Origin of the sequence: Mucilaginibacter sp. (assembly GCF_039935595.1) — a bacterium.
GTDB lineage: Bacteria > Bacteroidota > Bacteroidia > Sphingobacteriales > Sphingobacteriaceae > Mucilaginibacter.
The window spans coordinates 1-17336 of record NZ_JBDTJZ010000018.1 but is presented as its reverse complement, the minus strand read 5'-3'; the positions used below and the strand labels follow the sequence as shown (position 1 = coordinate 17336).

Sequence of the window (17336 nt, the reverse complement as noted above, 5' to 3'; positions counted from 1 at the left end):
AGGTTAAGGTTAACACCTGCATATAAATAACCCGCAAAGGGCCGGTCAAGATAAACCACCGAAGGTATACGGCCCGATTGGGCATTGAAAATTTTTTGTCCAAGTTCAAGCCCAAGTATTTTATTTTTCAGTGATGTACCGTCGGCAACCTTTAGTGCATGACGGTAAAATAAAAAGAAACCATTGGTATAGTACCTGTCAGACCCCTGCATAAGGTAGGCATCATTGTCAGTTTGCAGACCAATTTCGGTGCTATGGGTTTGCGCAAATGCGGTAACGGTGGTAAAAAAGAAAAAAACAAACAGGCGTATACGGTGCATCCGGTTCTTTATAATGGGGTAAAAATAGAAAAAGCTCCCATTAATTCAACGCGGGTTTTAATTCTGCTTTTACGGTAAGGTCCAACGGTTCTTTAACTTTTTCGGTTAGCAGGGCCTGATTAATTACTTCACGCATATCCGTAACATAATGAAATTGCAAGTCGGTTATATAACTTTCTTTAATTTCCAGTATGTCTTTTTGGTTTGATTTGCAAAGGATGATCTCTTTAATATTGGCACGTTTGGCGGCCAGTATTTTTTCTTTTAATCCGCCAACCGGCAGCACACGGCCACGCAGGGTAATCTCGCCGGTCATAGCCAGGTGAGGCTTAACTTTACGCTGTGTAAAGGCCGATACCAATGCTGTAAGCATAGTTATACCTGCCGATGGTCCGTCCTTAGGGGTGGCGCCAGCAGGTACGTGTACGTGTATATCCCATTGGTCAAACAAGCGCGGATCGATATTAAAGCTTGACGCATGTGCCCTGATGTAAGCCAACGCAATAGTTGCCGACTCTTTCATCACATCGCCCAGGCTGCCTGTTAGGGTTAACTTGCCTTTACCCGGGCTTAAGCTGGCTTCAATAAATAAAATATCGCCACCTACTGATGTCCAGGCAAGGCCGGTTACTACGCCGGCGGTTTCGTTGCCTTCGTACAGGTCCTTATCATATATGGGCGCTCCTAATATTTTTTCAACTTCGGCTTTGGTTACGTTAACGCTATGATCCTCATCCATAGCTATTTTTTTAGCTATGCCACGCACTACCGAGCCTATTTTTTTCTCCAGCCCCCGTACACCCGACTCGCGGGTATAATCTTCAACCAGTTTTTCAAGCGCGTCGTTTTTTATAACCACGTCCTTAGCTTTAAGGCCGTGCGCTTCGCGTTGTTTGGGTAATAGGTGTTGTTTAGCTATCTCAATTTTTTCTTCAATGGTGTAGCCATTTACTTCAATAACTTCCATCCTGTCAAGCAGGGCAGGTTGTATGCTGCTCAATGAGTTTGCTGTCGCGATGAACATCACGTTAGACAGGTCAAAATCCATCTCAACATAATGATCATAAAATGTGCTGTTTTGTTCAGGGTCCAACACCTCCAGCAGGGCCGACGACGGATCTCCCCTGAAATCATTACCCACTTTATCTATCTCATCTAAAATAAATACCGGGTTTGCCGCGCCTGCTTTTTTTATCGATTGTATAATACGCCCCGGCATGGCACCAATATAGGTTTTGCGGTGACCGCGCACTTCGGCCTCGTCGCGTATGCCGCCAAGCGCCATACGCACATATTTACGACCCAAAGCTTTAGCTATTGATTTACCCAACGATGTTTTACCAACACCCGGAGGGCCAACCAAACAAAGTATGGGTGCTTTCATATTATGCTTTAATTTAAGCACGGCCAGGTACTCAATGATGCGTTGTTTAACCTTATCTAAGCCAAAATGGTCCTTATCCAATACCTTTTGGGCACGTTTAAGGTCAAAGTTGTCTTTGGTAAATTCGTTCCACGGCAGGTCAAGCAATAGCTCCAGGTAATTTATCTGTACCGAATAATCGGCCGCGGCCGGGTTTATGCGGGCCAGCTTTTCAAGTTCTTTATTAAAATGCCCTTTAACCTCAACGTTCCATTTCTTTTTTGTGGCACGCTGGCGCAGGCTTTCAATTTCCAGGTCGGGAGTGTTGCCGCCCAATTCTTCCTGTATGGTTTTTAGCTGCTGATTTAAAAAGTAATCGCGTTGTTGCTTGTCCAGGTCAACCCGTACTTTGCTTTGTATCTGGTTCTTTAGCTCCAGCATTTGCAGGTCAAGCGTTAAGTGTTCAAGTACCAGGTTGGCACGTTCGCGCAAATTGGTTACTTCAAGCAACTCTTGCTTGGCAGTCATATCCGCGTTCATGTTTGAGGATATGAAATTGATCAAAAACGAAGTGCTTTCAATATTACGTATGGCAATACCTGCTTCGCTGGGTATATTTGGCGAAAGCTGTATAATGCTCATGGCCATATCCTTAACGGATGATATCATGGCCTTAAATTCTTTATCTTCTTTAGCCTTAACATCTTTAATAGGCTCAACCGTGGCTTTAATATAAGGTTCGCTTTGAACTTCCTCTTTTAAAACAAATCGCTTTTTACCCTGTAAAATTACCGTGGTGTTGCCATCGGGCATTTGCAGCATTTTAACAATAAGGGCAACGGTACCTGTTTTATGCAGTTGCTCAAAAGTGGGGTCTTCAATATTTACGTCCAGTTGGGCAACCACGCCTATCATACGGCTGCCTTTATTGGCATCGCGTATTAGTTTGATAGATTTATCGCGCCCTACGGTAATAGGAATTACCACTCCCGGAAATAATACCGTATTGCGAAGCGGCAGGATAGGTAAAAACTCGGGCACCTGCTCGTTATTCATCTCCTCCTCATCCTCTGACGACATCAGCGGAAAAAATTCTGAATCTTCATTTATCACGGGTAATGTATTCTTAAAATCAAACGGGTCAAAACTCATCCGGTACCTTTTCTAAAATCGAATATAAATATAACGTCATATTGTCACCCCGTAAAAACGGCGCAGCAACTAACAGGGGACAAATTTACAATATTAACCCCGCAAACTAATGTTTCAAGAGCTATGCCAATATCCGGGTATTTTTGCATATTTGCATAAGTGTAATACAAAATACTGATAATGTGTTGTTTATAAACCCTGCTAATTGCTATTGAAATTAACGGTAAAAAATAGGAAATATGAAAAAAAGTCAGGCTTGTAACGGTTAATGTTAATAAATAATATAAACTATTTTAAATATTTAATTGTTAATTGGTATAATAATTCAAACAAAATATAGTTAATAAACTATACTTTGGCGTGCACCTAAATAGGTTAAATGAGATTATCAGTTATCATATCTTTCTTAGTTGTATCATCTGCACAAGCTACATGGGCCCAAAATGCTTATTTCAAGTTAGGTAAACAAGCCTATATTGATGCTGATTTTAAAATGGCGGTAATGCAGTTAGAAAAAGCCTGCGCGTTGGATTCGACCAATACAAACGCCTTGTTTATGCTGGGGTACTCTTATTACCACAGCGATAATTACTTAAAATCAATAAACACGTTTACCCGCGAACTTAACATAGCGCCTACCGAGTCGTCAGCTTTTTATTACAGGGCATTGGCCCAACAAAACCTGGGCAAAGACACGCAGCTTTCGCCTGTTGAAAAAGAAAAATATTTATTGGGGGCGATAGTTGATTTTACAAAAGCTATAACGTTTAGCACGAGCGACAGTAAAATTGTCAGCTATTATCAAAACAGGGGTATAGCCTATCGTGATTACGCTATATTTAAGCTACAAACCAACTTGCGCACCTACGACAAGCTGAGGGCCATTAAATCGTTAAAAGCATCTATTGACGATCTGGAAAAAATATTGGCTGCTGATCCTGCACGTACGGATATTGTCACCCAGCTCGACCTCTCTAAAGAAAAACTTTCCGACGCGATTGGCCCGCGTAGAATCAGGAATTAATAATAAATTATTTTTATGGTTGTTTAAGATAACCGGTTATGGTGTATCTATTGATGCCCAGTAATTTTACATGCTGCGTTTTTTCTATTTGATAAATAGAATCAGGCATGTAGCTTAATTTTTCGTGGTTGGTGTACAGTATATTATGTGTGTAATTATATATAGTTATCCATTGTACCTTACCATCCTTTTTATTGATAATTATTTCGCGCGTTTTCAGGGTGGTATCTTTAGCCATATATATCAGGGTATGGTCTGTTTGCTGTATCTGGTAGCTGTCGCGCCATGCGGCTTTGTTAATGTCCGATTCAATAAACAAGTTTAACTCGCGCGGCCAGTTATTAATTTTTACGCGCTTGCTTTCGGTTGCGCCGTTATGTGTTACCGTTTTCAATATCGGTACGGATAGTTTGGCCCGCCTTGCAGCCTCAGTTTTAAAATAGCCCTGCAGGTCAAAATATTTGGCGCTTGCCCCGGTTTCCTTAATATCCGGCTTGCAGGCAGGTACCAGTGCTATAAGTAATAAAAAAAATAAAGCGCGGACTTGTGCGGTTCCTTCCCTGGGGAAGGAGGAGGTAGGGGTTACATACGGGTTATTACCCCTCCCTGCCACTGCACGGTCAACCGCACCCCTCCTCAAGGAGGGAACTATGTTTTTTTTACACCAATACATTGCCGGTCATTTCGGGCGGGATAGTTACGCCTAATATTTTTAATACAGTTGGCGCAATGTCGCCCAGTTTGCCGTCATTTACGTGTTTTACATCCTTATCAATAACAATACACGGCACCAGGTTGGTGGTATGCGCGGTATTTGGCGTGCCGTCATCATTTATCATATAATCGGCATTGCCATGGTCGGCAATGATGATGAACGAGTAGCCATGCGCCAGCCCTGCCTCAACAACGGCTTTTGTACAGCTATCTGCCGTTTCTGCCGCTTTTACAACCGCTTCAAATACACCGGTGTGGCCAACCATGTCGGTATTGGCAAAGTTAAGCACCACAAAATCTGGCCAGCCGCTTATCAGTTCGGGGATAATAGCATCCCTTATACCTGCCGCACTCATTTCGGGCTGCAGGTCGTACGTAGCAACTTTTGGCGATGGCACCATCAGGCGCTTCTCGTTTATAAATTCCTTTTCGCGGCCACCCGAAAAGAAGAAGGTAACGTGCGGATATTTTTCGGTCTCGGCAATACGTATCTGGTTCTTGCCGGCATCCTGCAATACCTCGCCTATGGTTTTGGTAACGTCTTCTTTATTAAATACTACCTCAACGTTTTTAAAAGTTTCGTCATAAGGCGTCATGGTAATATACCGCAGTTTAAGCGGGTGCATATTATATTCGGGGAAGGCTTTTTGAGTAAGTGCTACCGTAATTTCGCGGCCCCTGTCGGTACGGAAATTAAAGCATATCACCACATCGCCCTCTTTTATAACAGCCAGCGGTTGCCCGTTGCCGTCGGTTTTTACAATAGGGTCAATAAACTCGTCGGTCACATCCTTCAGGTACGATTCTTTTATAGCCTGCTCCACATTGGTTGTTGGCGCGCCAATACCGTTCACCATTACATCATAAGCTTTTTTAACACGCTCCCAGCGGTTGTCGCGGTCCATAGCATAATAACGGCCAACGGCCGATGCCAGTTTTACCGGTGTGCCGGCAATATATTGTTCCAGATCGGTCACAAAGCCTAAGCCCGATTTCGGGTCGGTATCGCGGCCATCTAAAAAAGCGTGGATAAACACATTGGGCAAGGCAAAGCTATTGGCAGCATCGCATAAACCCTTAACGTGGCGGATGTGCGAGTGTACGCCTCCGTCAGACAGCAAACCTATAAAATGCACGCTGCGGTTATTGGCTTTGGCATATTCAAACGCCGATTTTAAAATCGGGTTACTTACCAGTTCATTATCGGCCACCGCTTTATGTATGCGGCCCAGTTCCTGATAAACCACGCGTCCGGCACCCAAATTCATGTGTCCCACTTCCGAGTTGCCCATCTGCCCTTCGGGCAAACCAACGGCCATGCCCGATGCTTCGAGTTTGGAGTTTGGATAATTGGCTATAAGCGAATCAAAAAAAGGTGTTTTGGCAGCTACAATAGCGTTTGACGCGTCGTTACGACCGTAACCCCAGCCGTCTAATATAATTAAAGCGAGTTTCTTATTTTCCACAAGGCAAATATAGTTGATTGGTTGAGTTTTGAGTAGTGAGTTTTGAGTTTTAAGTAGTACATGGCAGGCATAAGTATTTGAAATTAACACGCTAAAAACTCAAAACTCATCACCCAAAACTTATTACTCAATAAAAAAAGCGTATTTTAGTAACATAGAGTACCGGTATTAACTTAATTTATCGACCTATGAAACTTACCTGCCTAACTTTATTTATGTTGCTGCAAGTGTTTTTTATGCCTGCGGCAGATACCATTGACCACGTGGCCGACCTTTTTGCCAAAGGCAATACCAGCGAAATTGCCAAACTTTTTGCCAATAATGTGGATATGGGCATTATGGCCGACCTGGATACCTATCCCAAAGCCCGGGCTGAACAGATACTCCAAAAATTCTTTACCCAAAACAAACCCATTAGCAGTAAAGTGTTGCATAAAGTAACCTCAAGCGCGGCTTATAACGTAGGTGTTATTGAGCTTACTACCGATAAAGGCGTGTTCCGTGTATCTTTTACTTTAAAGGATAATAAAGGGGTGATGCAGTTGGTAGAGGTGAGGGTTGAGGGGGCGAAATAGTGATTAGTGATTTGAAATCAGTGATTAGTTTGGTAATCTCTACGCGATAGGTAATCGGGATAAATTATAAGATAGACTATGCTATCCAATCAATAAAATCATGAAAATACTTTTGTTTTTAATGATCCTGTTATCCATAGTAATTGCTGTACCCGTTAATGGCGGAGACAAAGGATGGTTTTCCTTATATGAAACTGAGTTTACAGACGCAATTTATATGATTAAAACAGGAGGGATGGAGTTGAGCAGATTTGTTATTTGGATAATGTTATTAATTGTTCATTTGAGTGTTATTTGTTTGCCCTTTTTAACAACAAGGTACTTTTTTAAAGAGCTATTAATTTTTTCACCGTTAGTTTTTGTAATACTTTATGCGATTTGGTATTTGATAATCGCCTTTTTACTAATTCCTTTTGTTATTGTGTGGATCGTATGTTTATTCGTTTATTTCAATACAAAAGGCACTGAATAACTCAAGCTGGTGCCAGGGGTTTGTACCATAAAATAGTAAGTTTTTAGTGTTTAACACTTTTTGAGGCTATTTTTGATTTAAATAATTGATAATCAATTATTTAATGTTAAAAATATACAAAAATATGTTAAACGATGTTAAACGTTTTTGCATTAATTTTTGCCTTATAGTTATAAATCATCTGCATATCCGCAAATCTGCAAATCTGCACATCCCCCAAACCTTAACATCTCAAAAATGTTGTTACTTTTGAGGCTTCAAAAAATAGTTTGATTTGGACAAAGCATATACAGACCAATTTATAGCCAATGCCCTGCAAGAGGATGTTGGCGACGGCGATCATACCTCGTTAGCTACCATACCCAAGGGTACCATAGGCAAAGCCCGGCTTTTAGTAAAAGATACCGGTATACTGGCCGGCGTTGAACTGGCGGTAGAGATATTTAACAAAGTAAGCCCCGAACTTAAAGTAAACGTGTTTTTGCAGGATGGCGCAGAAATAAAGCCAAAGGATATTGTACTGGAGGTAGAAGGCAGTGTACACTGCATTTTAAAAGCCGAGCGACTGGTGCTTAACTGTATGCAGCGCATGAGCGGCATCGCCACCAAAACACATCATATTGTCGACTTGCTGAAAGGTACCAATACCCAGGTATTAGATACCCGCAAAACCACCCCCGGTATGCGCTACCTGGAGAAATGGGCCGTACGTATAGGCGGCGGCGTAAACCACCGTTTTGGCCTGTATGATATGATACTGATCAAAGATAACCATGTGGATTATTCGGGCGGTATACACCAGGCTATCGAGAATGCGCATCAATATATTATCAGCGAAAACAAAAAGCTGGCCATTGAAATTGAGGTACGTAATATGGACGAACTGGAAGAGGTACTGCAAACCGGTGGTGTTGACCGTATACTGCTGGACAACTTTAATTTTGCCGACCTTAAACAAGCCGTAAATATTATTGAGGGCCGCTATATTACCGAAGCATCAGGCGGCATAACTATTGATAACGTGCGCGAATACGCCAACTGCGGGGTCGATTATATATCCATAGGTGCGCTCACCCATTCGGTGCAGTGCCTCGACCTCAGCTTAAAGGCAGTGAAATTATAACGAATTTTATTAAAATATGATTAAACTTGTTGGTAAGGTTATCAATTTAGTAATATTGCGTTAAGGATGATAACTATCTATTCGGTAACCGCCCTGATTGCAGCTTATTTGTTTGGCTCTATACCAACCGCGGTATGGATTGGGCAGGCATTTTTTAATATAGATGTACGTGAGTATGGCAGCGGTAATGCGGGAGCTACCAATACCTTTAGGGTATTAGGCAAAAAGGCCGGGATACCCGTAATGCTTTTAGATATCCTAAAAGGATGGACGGCTACCAATCTGGCTTATTTTATTGGCGTAAGCACCACCGGCGCGTATAACTCTACCAGTTATACCAATTACGCGCTTGCTTTAGGCATAGCCGCCGTAATGGGCCATCTGTTCCCGGTATTTGCGGGGTTTAGAGGTGGCAAGGGTATAGCTACCTTACTGGGCATGATACTGGCTATTCATCTGCAGGCGGCTTTACTTTGCGTTATAGTTTTTATAGTGGTATTGCTAATAACCCGCTATGTGTCGCTAAGTTCAATTATAGCGGGATTTACCTATACTATAGGGGTTTCGTTTATATTTCCGAGCAATAAATCCGTAGTAATTTATGGTATGTGCATGTTTTTGCTGATACTGGTTACCCACCAAAAAAATATCGAACGATTGCTAAAGGGTAAAGAGTCGAAAGTAAATTTCCTCAGGAAAAAGCAGGCGTAGCCACGCGAAACTTTACATGCCAAAATGTGTTAATTTATAGATAAGTATCCTGATTAGATAATATTTGTTTATGAAAATTTTAAAACTTTTGATCGCTATTACTACAGTAGCAACAATTTATTCGTGTGCAACAGTGCCATTAACAGGGCGCCGGCAATTGAGTCTGGTAGGTGATTCTGAAATAAACCAGGCAGCTGCAGCCAGTTATTCGCAATTACTGTCTGATCCTAAAACAACGGTAATAACAGGTACTATCGATGCACAGCGTGTAAAACGGGTTGGCGGCCAGTTAGCAACTGCAATTGAACGTTACCTGCAGCAAAATGGCTATTCAAACCAGTACAATTTTACCTGGGAGTTTAACCTGATAAAAAGCAATGAAGTAAATGCCTGGTGTATGCCCGGGGGTAAAGTGGCCGTATACAGCGGCCTGTTACCCATCGCAAAAACTGATGCAGGTTTAGCTACAGTTATGGGTCACGAAATTGGCCATGCTATTGCGCGCCACTCGGCCGAACGGATGTCGCAGGAGTTAGCGGCACAGGCAGGCGGTGCGTTGGTTGGCGCTGCAACAAGCAATAAATCTGCGCAAGCGCAAGCAATAATAGGGGAATTATACGGTGTTGGCGGTCAATTAACTTTGCTAAAATATTCGCGCGACCAGGAATCAGAAGCAGATAAACTGGGCCTTACCTTTATGGCTATGGCCGGATATGATCCAAACGAAGCTGTTGCCTTTTGGCAACGTATGGCAGCGCAAAATAAAGGCGGCGCAATCCCCGAGTTTTTAAGTACGCACCCGACTGATGCAACACGTATAGCTGCTATACAAAGAGCTGTGCCGGATGCAATGAAATATTATAAAAAGTAAGGCAAAAGCAATAGACCGGTAAACATTATTTTAAAACTTGCATAATAGCTTTTGCCTTTAAAAGGCATTCTTCATATTCCTTTTCCGGATCGGCATGATAGGTTATGGCGCTACCGGTGTGGAAGGATAAATACTTTTCGGCCCGGTTGTATAACAGCGAGCGTATCACCACATTAAAATCAAAATCATCGTCAGGGCTAAAATAGCCTATAGCTCCTGAGTAAACGCCACGTTTGCTACGCTCGTATTGCTCCATCAGGCTCATTGCGCTTATTTTGGGCGCGCCGGTCATACTGCCCATAGGGAAGGTATTTTTAATAGCTTCTATAGGCGAAATACCATCCTGCATTTCACATACAATGGTTGATATCATTTGATGCACCTGGTTAAAGGTATGTATGCCAAATAACTCCTCGGTTTTAACGGTACCCTGTTTAGCCGACCGGGTAAGGTCGTTACGTACCAGGTCCACTATCATCACGTTTTCCTGCAATTCTTTGGCATGATTGCGCAGCTCTTGTTTTATGGATTCGTCTTCGTCAATTGTTTGTCCACGTTTGGCTGTGCCTTTTATGGGTTGTGATATCAGCTTATTTCCCCGTTTGGCCAAAAAGCGCTCGGGCGAGGCACAAAGGATATAATTATCGTTCCATTTAAAAAAAGAAGTAAAAGGATTAGGCGAAATCTCATTTAAATGCAAAAAGGCGTTCATCGGGTCAATCATTGCATCATCTGCAAAAAACTCCTGACAAAAATTAGTTACATAAATGTCGCCACGGGCTATATGTTCTTTTATTTTGTTGGCAGTGCTTAGGTAATCGGCCCTGCTAAAACGGGTTTGTATTTTTACGGCTGATGTTTGAGTAGGGAGGATAAGCTGACTTTCAATTGCCTTTAATACACCTTCCGCATCGTCAGCTATAATTTCAACTTCATTGCCTTTTAGAATGAGGATATATTGCGGTACAAAAAAATACAGGTCGGGAAAATGCAGGCCATCGGCATTGCCGGATGATAGTTGCTCAACTTCGTTTTTAAGATCATAACCCAAAAAGCCGGTAATCCAGCCGGAATTGATTTTGCGAAAACTGCTTAATTTATCAAAAGCGTTGCCTGAGTTAGCTGTTAGCTCCTCTTTAACCCCTGCGGCTATCAGCGTGTCAAATTTGCTGTACGGGTCGTTAAACCCGTTACTATCCAGGTAACATGCCGATGTAAAAGTAGATGCCCACAACAAAGCTTTTTGCTTAAATGTTTGAGGATCGTGTATCTGTTTAATCACTTTGTAAAAATAACAACTAAAAGCAAAAGGCCCCGGTAAACCAGGGCCTTTTAATAAATTAAAAATTGAGCTTAATGCAGTACCAACGTTTGTTTTCTATCCGGGCCTACTGATAGCCACTTAATAGGTACACCCAGTTCCTGCTCCAAATAATCAATGTATGATTGTAGTTTTTGAGGTATTTGGTCCAACTCAGTTATGCCGGTTATATCTTCGGCCCAGCCATCAATTTCTTTTAAAACAGGCACGGCGTCAACCGAGCAGATATCGTAAGGCATATAATCAATTTTTTCGCCTAAATAGTTGTAATGGGTACAAGCGTAAATTTTATCAAAACCGCTTAATACATCGGCTTTGGTCATTACCATTTGGGTAACGCCGTTAAGCATTATAGCGTATTTTAAAGCCGGCAGGTCTATCCATCCTGTACGACGCGGCCTTCCGGTGGTTGCACCAAATTCGTGGCCTATACGGCGCAATTCTTCGCCGGTCTCGTCATTTAACTCGGTAGGGAAGGGGCCGCCGCCAACACGGGTGCAGTAAGCTTTAAAAATGCCTATTACATCGCCAATTTGTTTTGGGGCGATGCCTAAACCTGTGCAGGCACCTGCTGCGGTAGTATTTGATGAGGTTACAAACGGATACGAGCCAAAATCAATATCCAGCATAGTACCCTGTGCGCCTTCGGCCAATACTTTTTTGCCTTGCTTTATAAAGTCATTTACTAAATGTTCCGAGTCAACCAACGCAAATTTTTTAATCAGTTCAATAGCCTCAAAAAATGCTTGCTCGCGTTCGCTAAAATCGGCAACTTCGCCATAAAGCGATTGCAGCATAGAGGTATGTTTGTCTACCAGTTTTTGGTAACGCTCTTTAAAGTCAGGCAGGGTAATATCACCAATACGTAAACCGTTCCGTCCGGTTTTATCCATATAGGTTGGGCCTATACCTTTTAAGGTCGATCCAATTTTGCCCTCGCCCATTCTTTTTTCAGATGCTGCATCCAATAATTGGTGGGTAGGCAATATCAGGTGCGCTTTTTTAGCTATCACCAAATTCTTTTTAGCTAAAAGGTCGTGCCCGGCATCCTTTAATTTATCAATTTCCCTTTTTAGGGTGATAGGGTCAATTACTACACCATTACCAATAAGGTTAAGTGTGTTCGGAAAAAATATACCCGAAGGGATGGTGTTTAATACAAACTTTTTGCCATCAAACTCCAAAGTATGCCCGGCATTCGGCCCTCCCTGAAAACGGGCAATCAGGTCATAACCTGCGCTTAAAACATCAACAATTTTACCTTTACCTTCGTCGCCCCACTGGAGGCCCAATAATACGTCAACAGCCATTATAAATTTTGAATCTTATTAAAGGGCGTAAAGTTATACTTTTCTATCGCAATAGCCTTCTCTTAATTTTACACAATTGCCGTATAAATTTAAAGAGTGGTGCTTGATCTCGAATTTCAACAGATCGCCCATCATGCTTTGTATTTGCTGTATTCGGGGGTCGCAAAACTCAACTACCTTGCCGCAGTCAATACAAATAATGTGGTCATGCTGTTTATAGCCGTATGATTTTTCAAACTGCGCCATGTTTTTGCCAAACTGGTGTTTGGTAACCAGGTCGCATGATACCAGCAGTTCTAACGTGTTGTAAACAGTAGCCCGGCTAACACGGTATTTTTTATTTTTCATGTGGATGTATAATGATTCCACATCAAAGTGATCGCTTCGCGAATAAATTTCTTCTAAAATGGCAAAACGTTCGGGCGTCTTCCGCAGGCTTTTATTCTCCAGGTACGCTTCAAATATTTTTTTTACCAATGCTATAGTGTCCTGTTGGGGCATAATGTATGGTTAATGTTCAAAGTTATGTATTTAAGTTGATTTGTTGATTAGGTTAGATTAAGTTGATTAGGTTAACCATTCACCTAATCAACCAATCACTACTCACCCTCTTCACGACACCTTCTCAATATCAGAATCAAAGCGGGTTACTGCTGTAACACCTTTTACCATTTTTAACTTTTTGATCAGGTTATCCAGATGCTCGGTATCATTTACATACACCATGATCGATCCTTCAAAAATGCCGTTATCGCTATCAACCGTTATGGAGCGCATGTTAACCTTAAAATCGTTTGATATTACGGTAGTAAGCTGGTTTATTAACCCTACATCATCAATACCGGTTATCCGTATACCGGTTAAAAATGCCAGTTCCTGCTGGTTGGTCCAGCGGGCCTTAACAATACGGTAGCCGTAATTGGCCATTAGTTTGGCGGCGTTAGGGCAATTGGTGCGGTGTATTTTAATGCCGTCGCTTACGGTAACAAAACCAAAAACATCATCGCCGGGTATGGGGTTACAGCAATTGGCCAGTTTATAGTCAATTTTCTGCATATCCTCGCCAATAAGCAGCATGTCGCTGTCTTTAGCTTTAATGTTACGCAGCAAACTTTGTACCTGTTCCTGTTCAATTTTATCCTGGGGCTTATTTTCAATTACCTTTTCTGAGGCCAGATAATCTTTCAGGTCCTTCATGTCAATAACGCCTTTGGCAACGTTAAAAAACAGTTCCTGTGTTGATGGCAGTTTAAAGTAATAGCTTAGTTTTTGTAAATTTTCGGTGTTGTAAGTGAGCTTTAACGATTTCATCTTACGCTCAAGTATCTCTTTACCGTCCTCAGCTATTTTGCGTTTTTCTTCTTTTAAGGCCGATTTTATTTTGGCTTTGGCTTTAGCGGTTACCACAAAACTCAGCCAATCTTCCTTGGGTACCTGTTTACTTGAGGTAATTATCTCTACCTGGTCGCCGTTTTGCAGTTTGTAGCTTAGCGGTACCAGTTTATGGTTCACCTTCGCGCCAATACAGCTTGCGCCTACATCGGTGTGTATTTCAAAGGCAAAATCAAGGGCTGTAGCGTTAAGTGGTAGTTGTATAAGCGCGCCTTTTGGCGTAAAAATGAATATCTCATCACTAAACAAGTTCATCTTAAAATCGTCGAGGAACTCCAACGCGTTCGAGTCGGGGTTTTTCAGCATATCCCTAACTTTTTGCACCCATTGGTCCAACCCGCTGTCAGACGATGATTCTTTATACTTCCAGTGTGCCGCAAAACCTTTTTCGGCAATCTCATTCATGCGTGTGGTACGTATCTGCACTTCCACCCATTGGCCCCTCGGCCCCATTACTGTGGTATGCAATGATTCGTACCCATTTGCCTTTGGAGATGATATCCAATCGCGCAGCCGGTCGGGGTTTGGCCGGTATAGATCGGTAATTATCGAGTAGGCTTTCCAGCAATCGGCTTTTTCATTTTCGGGTGTGCTATCTAAAATTATCCTGATGGCAAACAAATCATATACCTCTTCAAAAGGGATAGATTTCTTTTTCATCTTGTTCCAGATAGAATGGATAGATTTTGGTCGCCCAAAAACATCCGCTTCCAGGTCCTGTGCAGCAAGAGCCTTTTTAACCGGCTCGCTAAAATCACGTATAAATTTTTCCCTCTCTGCCTTTTTCTCGTTTAGCTTATTTTTGATAAACTGGTAGGTTTCGCGTTCCATGTATTTCATGGAGAGGTCTTCCAGCTCTGATTTTATAGCATATAAACCCAGACGGTGCGCCAGCGGGGCATACAGGTAAACAGTTTCTGACGATAGCTTAAGCTGCTTGTCGCGCGGCATAAACTCCATGGTACGCATATTATGCAACCTGTCGGCCAGTTTTATTAGTATTACCCTCACATCATCAGCAAGGGTAAGCAGCATTTTCCTGAAATTTTCGGCCTGCAGCGAGCTGTTGGTGCCAAATACCCCTGATATTTTGGTTAAGCCGTCAATAATTTTGGCTACTTTTTTACCAAATTCACGTTCAATATCTTCCAGTGTCAGGTCGGTATCCTCAACCACATCATGCAGCAACGCGCATACTATGGATGTAGTGCCTAAGCCTATTTCTTCGGCAGCTATTTGGGCCACTGCAATAGGGTGGTATATATACGGCTCGCCCGATTTGCGGCGCATATCTTTATGGCTCTCCAACGCCATATCAAACGCCTTGCGTATCATGCGTTTATCACCTTTTTGCAAGGTTGATTTACTGGCGCGCAGCAACGCACGGTATCGTTTTAATATCTCGTTTTTCTCTTCTTCCAGGTCAATCACTAAATCTTTCATATATATATGCCGTATTGTTGCCAATATCATTAACTTGCAATAAAGTGTTAAATTGCAGGTTATTGTAAAATACAACAAAAATTGCGTTAATTTTGTATTAGTAAAATTATGAAATTTATTGGTTTTATATTACTGTGTTGCTGCTGTATGTTGGGCGCCAAGGCCCAAACAGAACAACCTGTGCCTGTACAGCAATCTGCTACGCCTGTACAACATGGCAAAAATGATACCATTAGAACGTATGTTGCTTTAGTTGACGGGGTTAACATCCCCTGGATTATTGGCGACGAAGTAATTATAAAAGAGGCCCGTATATTTAAAAGCCAGGAAGACCGCGATGCCTACAACCGTTTACGCTATAATGTTTACAAAGTAATGCCTTATGCGCGCTTTGCCGGCACCAGGTACAGACAATTACAGCGTGATCTGGCTTTAACAGGCGATAAAAAAAGACAAAAAGAGTTGATAAATGCCTGCGAAGCGCAGATAAAGGATATGTTTAAAAGGGAAGTTGAAAATCTGACAATTAGTCAGGGTGAGGTATTGATAAAACTTATTGACCGCGAAACCGGTTATACCAGCTATAGCTTGGTGAAGGAGATCAAAGGTGGATTCAGCGCTTTTTTATTACAGTCGGCTGCCCGTATTTTTGGACACAACCTTAAAGAAACCTATGATAAGGACGAACAACGCGATATTGAAAGTATACTTCAAAAAGCGGGTTACGACTCCTATAAATATTAATTAATGATTGATAATAACATCTACCGTTTTATTGTTCAAACAATATACGGGGAAGAAGTAAGCCTTTCGGCCTATACTAATAAAGTGCTTTTAATAGTAAACACAGCATCGCAATGCGGCTTTACGCCGCAGTTGAAAGATCTGGTAGCATTGAAAAATAATTTTACAGGCAGCGACTTTGAGATACTGGCTTTCCCATCGAATGATTTTGGCGGGCAGGAACCGCTTGAAGGTAAGGGTATAGTAGACTTTTGTGAAAATATTGGCGCCAACTTTCCAATTTTTAATAAAATAAGGGTTAGAGGGCCGTATGCCGACCCGTTATACCGCTTTTTTGCTGATAAAAAATTAAATGGTGTGCTGTCGTCAGTGCCGCGGTGGAATTTTCATAAATTTTTAATAAACCGGTCAGGTATAGTAACTGATTTTTTTTACCCGTTTACCAAGCCAAATTCATCGAAAATTAAAAAAAAGGTGGCGCGCTTATTAGCCAATAATCAATGATTACTATGCCTAAATTAGATATATTAGTTTTACCAGTACACCCTGACGATGCCGAACTTGGGTGCGCAGGCACTATTTTAAAGCATATTGCCCTGGGCAAAAAAGTGGGCATTGTTGATTTGACACGCGGCGAGTTGGGTACTCGCGGCTCGGCAGAGATACGCGACAGTGAGGCGGAAGCATCGTCAAAAATATTAGGGTTAACAGCCAGGGAAAATTTGGGACTGCCTGATGGATTTTTTCAAAACACGCGCGAGTATCAGTTAAAAGTAATTGAAGCCATACGTAAATATCAACCCGAAATAGTAATAACCAATGCTTACCATGATCGCCATCCCGATCATGGCCGCGCAAACCAGTTGGTTGATGCCGCCGTGTTTTTGGCAGGTTTAATGAAAATTGAAACTTATGCCGATGGCGAACTTCAGCAGGCGTGGCGGCCAAATTTGCTGCTGCACTTTATACAGGATGAATATATTAAACCCGATATTTTGGTTGATGTGACCGATTTTTGGGATAAAAAAGTGGAAAGCATATACGCCTTTGGCTCGCAGTTTTTTAATCCAAACTGGAAAAGCGAGCCTCAAACCTATATTTCATCGCCTGAATTTATGCAGGTAATTGAGGCCCGCGCACGAGAGTTTGGTAAAGTTATTAAAGTAAAATATGCCGAAGGCTTTACGTCGAGAAGGATATTGGGTGTAAATAATTTATTTGACCTGGTATAAACCTTATCAGGCCTTTACATATTCAAAACGATTATTAGTATCATTTCTTTCCCTGCGTAACTTATTCTCCTTAGCGAGTTTTAACAATATGCCGGATAGTTCG

Annotated in this window: 16 protein-coding genes; 8 read left to right on the top strand and 8 right to left on the bottom strand. The window is 42.0% G+C overall.

Annotated elements, in window-relative coordinates; genetic code table 11:
* Positions 1-320 (bottom strand): lipid A-modifier LpxR family protein (locus ABI367_RS00935; RefSeq protein WP_462230217.1); only part of this gene is annotated, 320 nt, incomplete at its 3' end.
* A 40-nt stretch (positions 321-360) separates the two neighbouring features.
* A complete protein-coding gene (gene lon / locus ABI367_RS00930; protein ID WP_462230215.1) occupies positions 361-2835 on the bottom strand; it encodes an endopeptidase La in 2475 nt (824 codons plus the stop codon).
* 379 nt (positions 2836-3214) lie between these two features.
* Between lon and ABI367_RS00925 the strand changes: the two genes are divergently transcribed.
* Complete coding sequence (locus ABI367_RS00925) at positions 3215-3859, top strand: tetratricopeptide repeat protein (protein WP_462230214.1); 645 nt, start codon at positions 3215-3217, stop codon at positions 3857-3859.
* A gap of 13 nt (positions 3860-3872) precedes the next feature.
* Here the strand turns inward: ABI367_RS00925 and ABI367_RS00920 are convergent, their stop codons facing one another.
* Both ABI367_RS00920 and gpmI read right to left on the bottom strand, forming a co-directional pair.
* Complete coding sequence (locus ABI367_RS00920) at positions 3873-4499, bottom strand: hypothetical protein (protein WP_462230212.1); 627 nt, start codon at positions 4497-4499, stop codon at positions 3873-3875.
* 19 nt (positions 4500-4518) lie between these two features.
* Positions 4519-6039, bottom strand: coding sequence for a 2,3-bisphosphoglycerate-independent phosphoglycerate mutase (gene gpmI / locus ABI367_RS00915; protein ID WP_462230210.1), 1521 nt, complete (start codon positions 6037-6039; stop codon positions 4519-4521).
* A gap of 188 nt (positions 6040-6227) precedes the next feature.
* On the opposite strand from gpmI, the gene ABI367_RS00910 reads away from it, so the two are divergent.
* The 4 genes from ABI367_RS00910 (at position 6228) to ABI367_RS00895 (ending at position 9791) form a co-directional block, all read left to right on the top strand.
* The gene (locus ABI367_RS00910; RefSeq protein WP_462230208.1) at positions 6228-6614 is read left to right on the top strand and encodes a DUF4783 domain-containing protein; all 387 of its coding nucleotides are present in this window, start codon (positions 6228-6230) and stop codon (positions 6612-6614) included.
* A 746-nt stretch (positions 6615-7360) separates the two neighbouring features.
* Positions 7361-8209 (top strand): carboxylating nicotinate-nucleotide diphosphorylase, encoded by an 849-nt coding sequence (gene nadC / locus ABI367_RS00905; RefSeq protein WP_462230204.1) that lies wholly within the window; start codon positions 7361-7363, stop codon positions 8207-8209.
* Positions 8210-8275: 66 nt separating this feature from the next.
* Positions 8276-8920, top strand: a complete 645-nt coding sequence (gene plsY, locus ABI367_RS00900; RefSeq protein ID WP_462230202.1) for a glycerol-3-phosphate 1-O-acyltransferase PlsY — start codon at positions 8276-8278, stop codon at positions 8918-8920.
* A 70-nt stretch (positions 8921-8990) separates the two neighbouring features.
* The gene (locus ABI367_RS00895) at positions 8991-9791 is read left to right on the top strand and encodes a M48 family metallopeptidase (RefSeq protein ID WP_462230200.1); all 801 of its coding nucleotides are present in this window, start codon (positions 8991-8993) and stop codon (positions 9789-9791) included.
* A 25-nt stretch (positions 9792-9816) separates the two neighbouring features.
* Here ABI367_RS00895 and ABI367_RS00890 read toward each other — a convergent pair whose 3' ends face one another.
* The 4 genes from ABI367_RS00890 to ABI367_RS00875 form a co-directional block, all read right to left on the bottom strand.
* A complete protein-coding gene (locus tag ABI367_RS00890) occupies positions 9817-11073 on the bottom strand; it encodes an anthranilate synthase component I family protein (RefSeq protein WP_462230198.1) in 1257 nt (418 codons plus the stop codon).
* A gap of 71 nt (positions 11074-11144) precedes the next feature.
* The gene (locus ABI367_RS00885) at positions 11145-12422 is read right to left on the bottom strand and encodes an adenylosuccinate synthase (protein ID WP_462230196.1); all 1278 of its coding nucleotides are present in this window, start codon (positions 12420-12422) and stop codon (positions 11145-11147) included.
* 33 nt (positions 12423-12455) lie between these two features.
* Entirely contained in the window at positions 12456-12923 is a 468-nt protein-coding gene (locus tag ABI367_RS00880; RefSeq protein ID WP_462230194.1) for a Fur family transcriptional regulator, read from the bottom strand.
* A gap of 111 nt (positions 12924-13034) precedes the next feature.
* The gene (locus ABI367_RS00875; RefSeq protein ID WP_462230192.1) at positions 13035-15257 is read right to left on the bottom strand and encodes a RelA/SpoT family protein; all 2223 of its coding nucleotides are present in this window, start codon (positions 15255-15257) and stop codon (positions 13035-13037) included.
* Between the two features lie 108 nt (positions 15258-15365).
* Here ABI367_RS00875 and ABI367_RS00870 point away from each other — a divergent pair, with 108 nt between their 5' ends.
* The 3 genes from ABI367_RS00870 to bshB1 are packed head-to-tail and all read left to right on the top strand — an operon-like array spanning position 15366 to position 17233.
* Entirely contained in the window at positions 15366-16001 is a 636-nt protein-coding gene (locus tag ABI367_RS00870; protein ID WP_462230190.1) for a DUF4294 domain-containing protein, read from the top strand.
* A gap of 3 nt (positions 16002-16004) precedes the next feature.
* Positions 16005-16505, top strand: a complete 501-nt coding sequence (locus ABI367_RS00865; protein WP_462230188.1) for a glutathione peroxidase — start codon at positions 16005-16007, stop codon at positions 16503-16505.
* Between the two features lie 5 nt (positions 16506-16510).
* On the top strand, positions 16511-17233 hold the full coding sequence (gene bshB1 / locus ABI367_RS00860; RefSeq protein ID WP_462230186.1) for a bacillithiol biosynthesis deacetylase BshB1: 723 nt from the start codon (positions 16511-16513) through the stop codon (positions 17231-17233).
* The last annotated feature ends 103 nt before the right edge of the window (positions 17234-17336 follow it).

Bases quoted from the DNA above. Each gene is read 5' to 3' on its own strand.
- ABI367_RS00895 (WP_462230200.1), top strand. From the start codon at position 8,991: ATGAAAATTTTAAAACTTTTGATCGCTATTACTACAGTAGCAACAATT.
- plsY (WP_462230202.1), top strand. From the start codon at position 8,276: ATGATAACTATCTATTCGGTAACCGCCCTGATTGCAGCTTATTTGTTT.
- ABI367_RS00925 (WP_462230214.1), top strand. From the start codon at position 3,215: ATGAGATTATCAGTTATCATATCTTTCTTAGTTGTATCATCTGCACAA.
- ABI367_RS00870 (WP_462230190.1), top strand. From the start codon at position 15,366: ATGAAATTTATTGGTTTTATATTACTGTGTTGCTGCTGTATGTTGGGC.
- ABI367_RS00875 (WP_462230192.1), bottom strand. From the start codon at position 15,257: ATGAAAGATTTAGTGATTGACCTGGAAGAAGAGAAAAACGAGATATTA.
- ABI367_RS00880 (WP_462230194.1), bottom strand. From the start codon at position 12,923: ATGCCCCAACAGGACACTATAGCATTGGTAAAAAAAATATTTGAAGCG.
- bshB1 (WP_462230186.1), top strand. From the start codon at position 16,511: ATGCCTAAATTAGATATATTAGTTTTACCAGTACACCCTGACGATGCC.
- lon (WP_462230215.1), bottom strand. From the start codon at position 2,835: ATGAGTTTTGACCCGTTTGATTTTAAGAATACATTACCCGTGATAAAT.
- ABI367_RS00885 (WP_462230196.1), bottom strand. From the start codon at position 12,422: ATGGCTGTTGACGTATTATTGGGCCTCCAGTGGGGCGACGAAGGTAAA.
- ABI367_RS00865 (WP_462230188.1), top strand. From the start codon at position 16,005: ATGATTGATAATAACATCTACCGTTTTATTGTTCAAACAATATACGGG.
- ABI367_RS00910 (WP_462230208.1), top strand. From the start codon at position 6,228: ATGAAACTTACCTGCCTAACTTTATTTATGTTGCTGCAAGTGTTTTTT.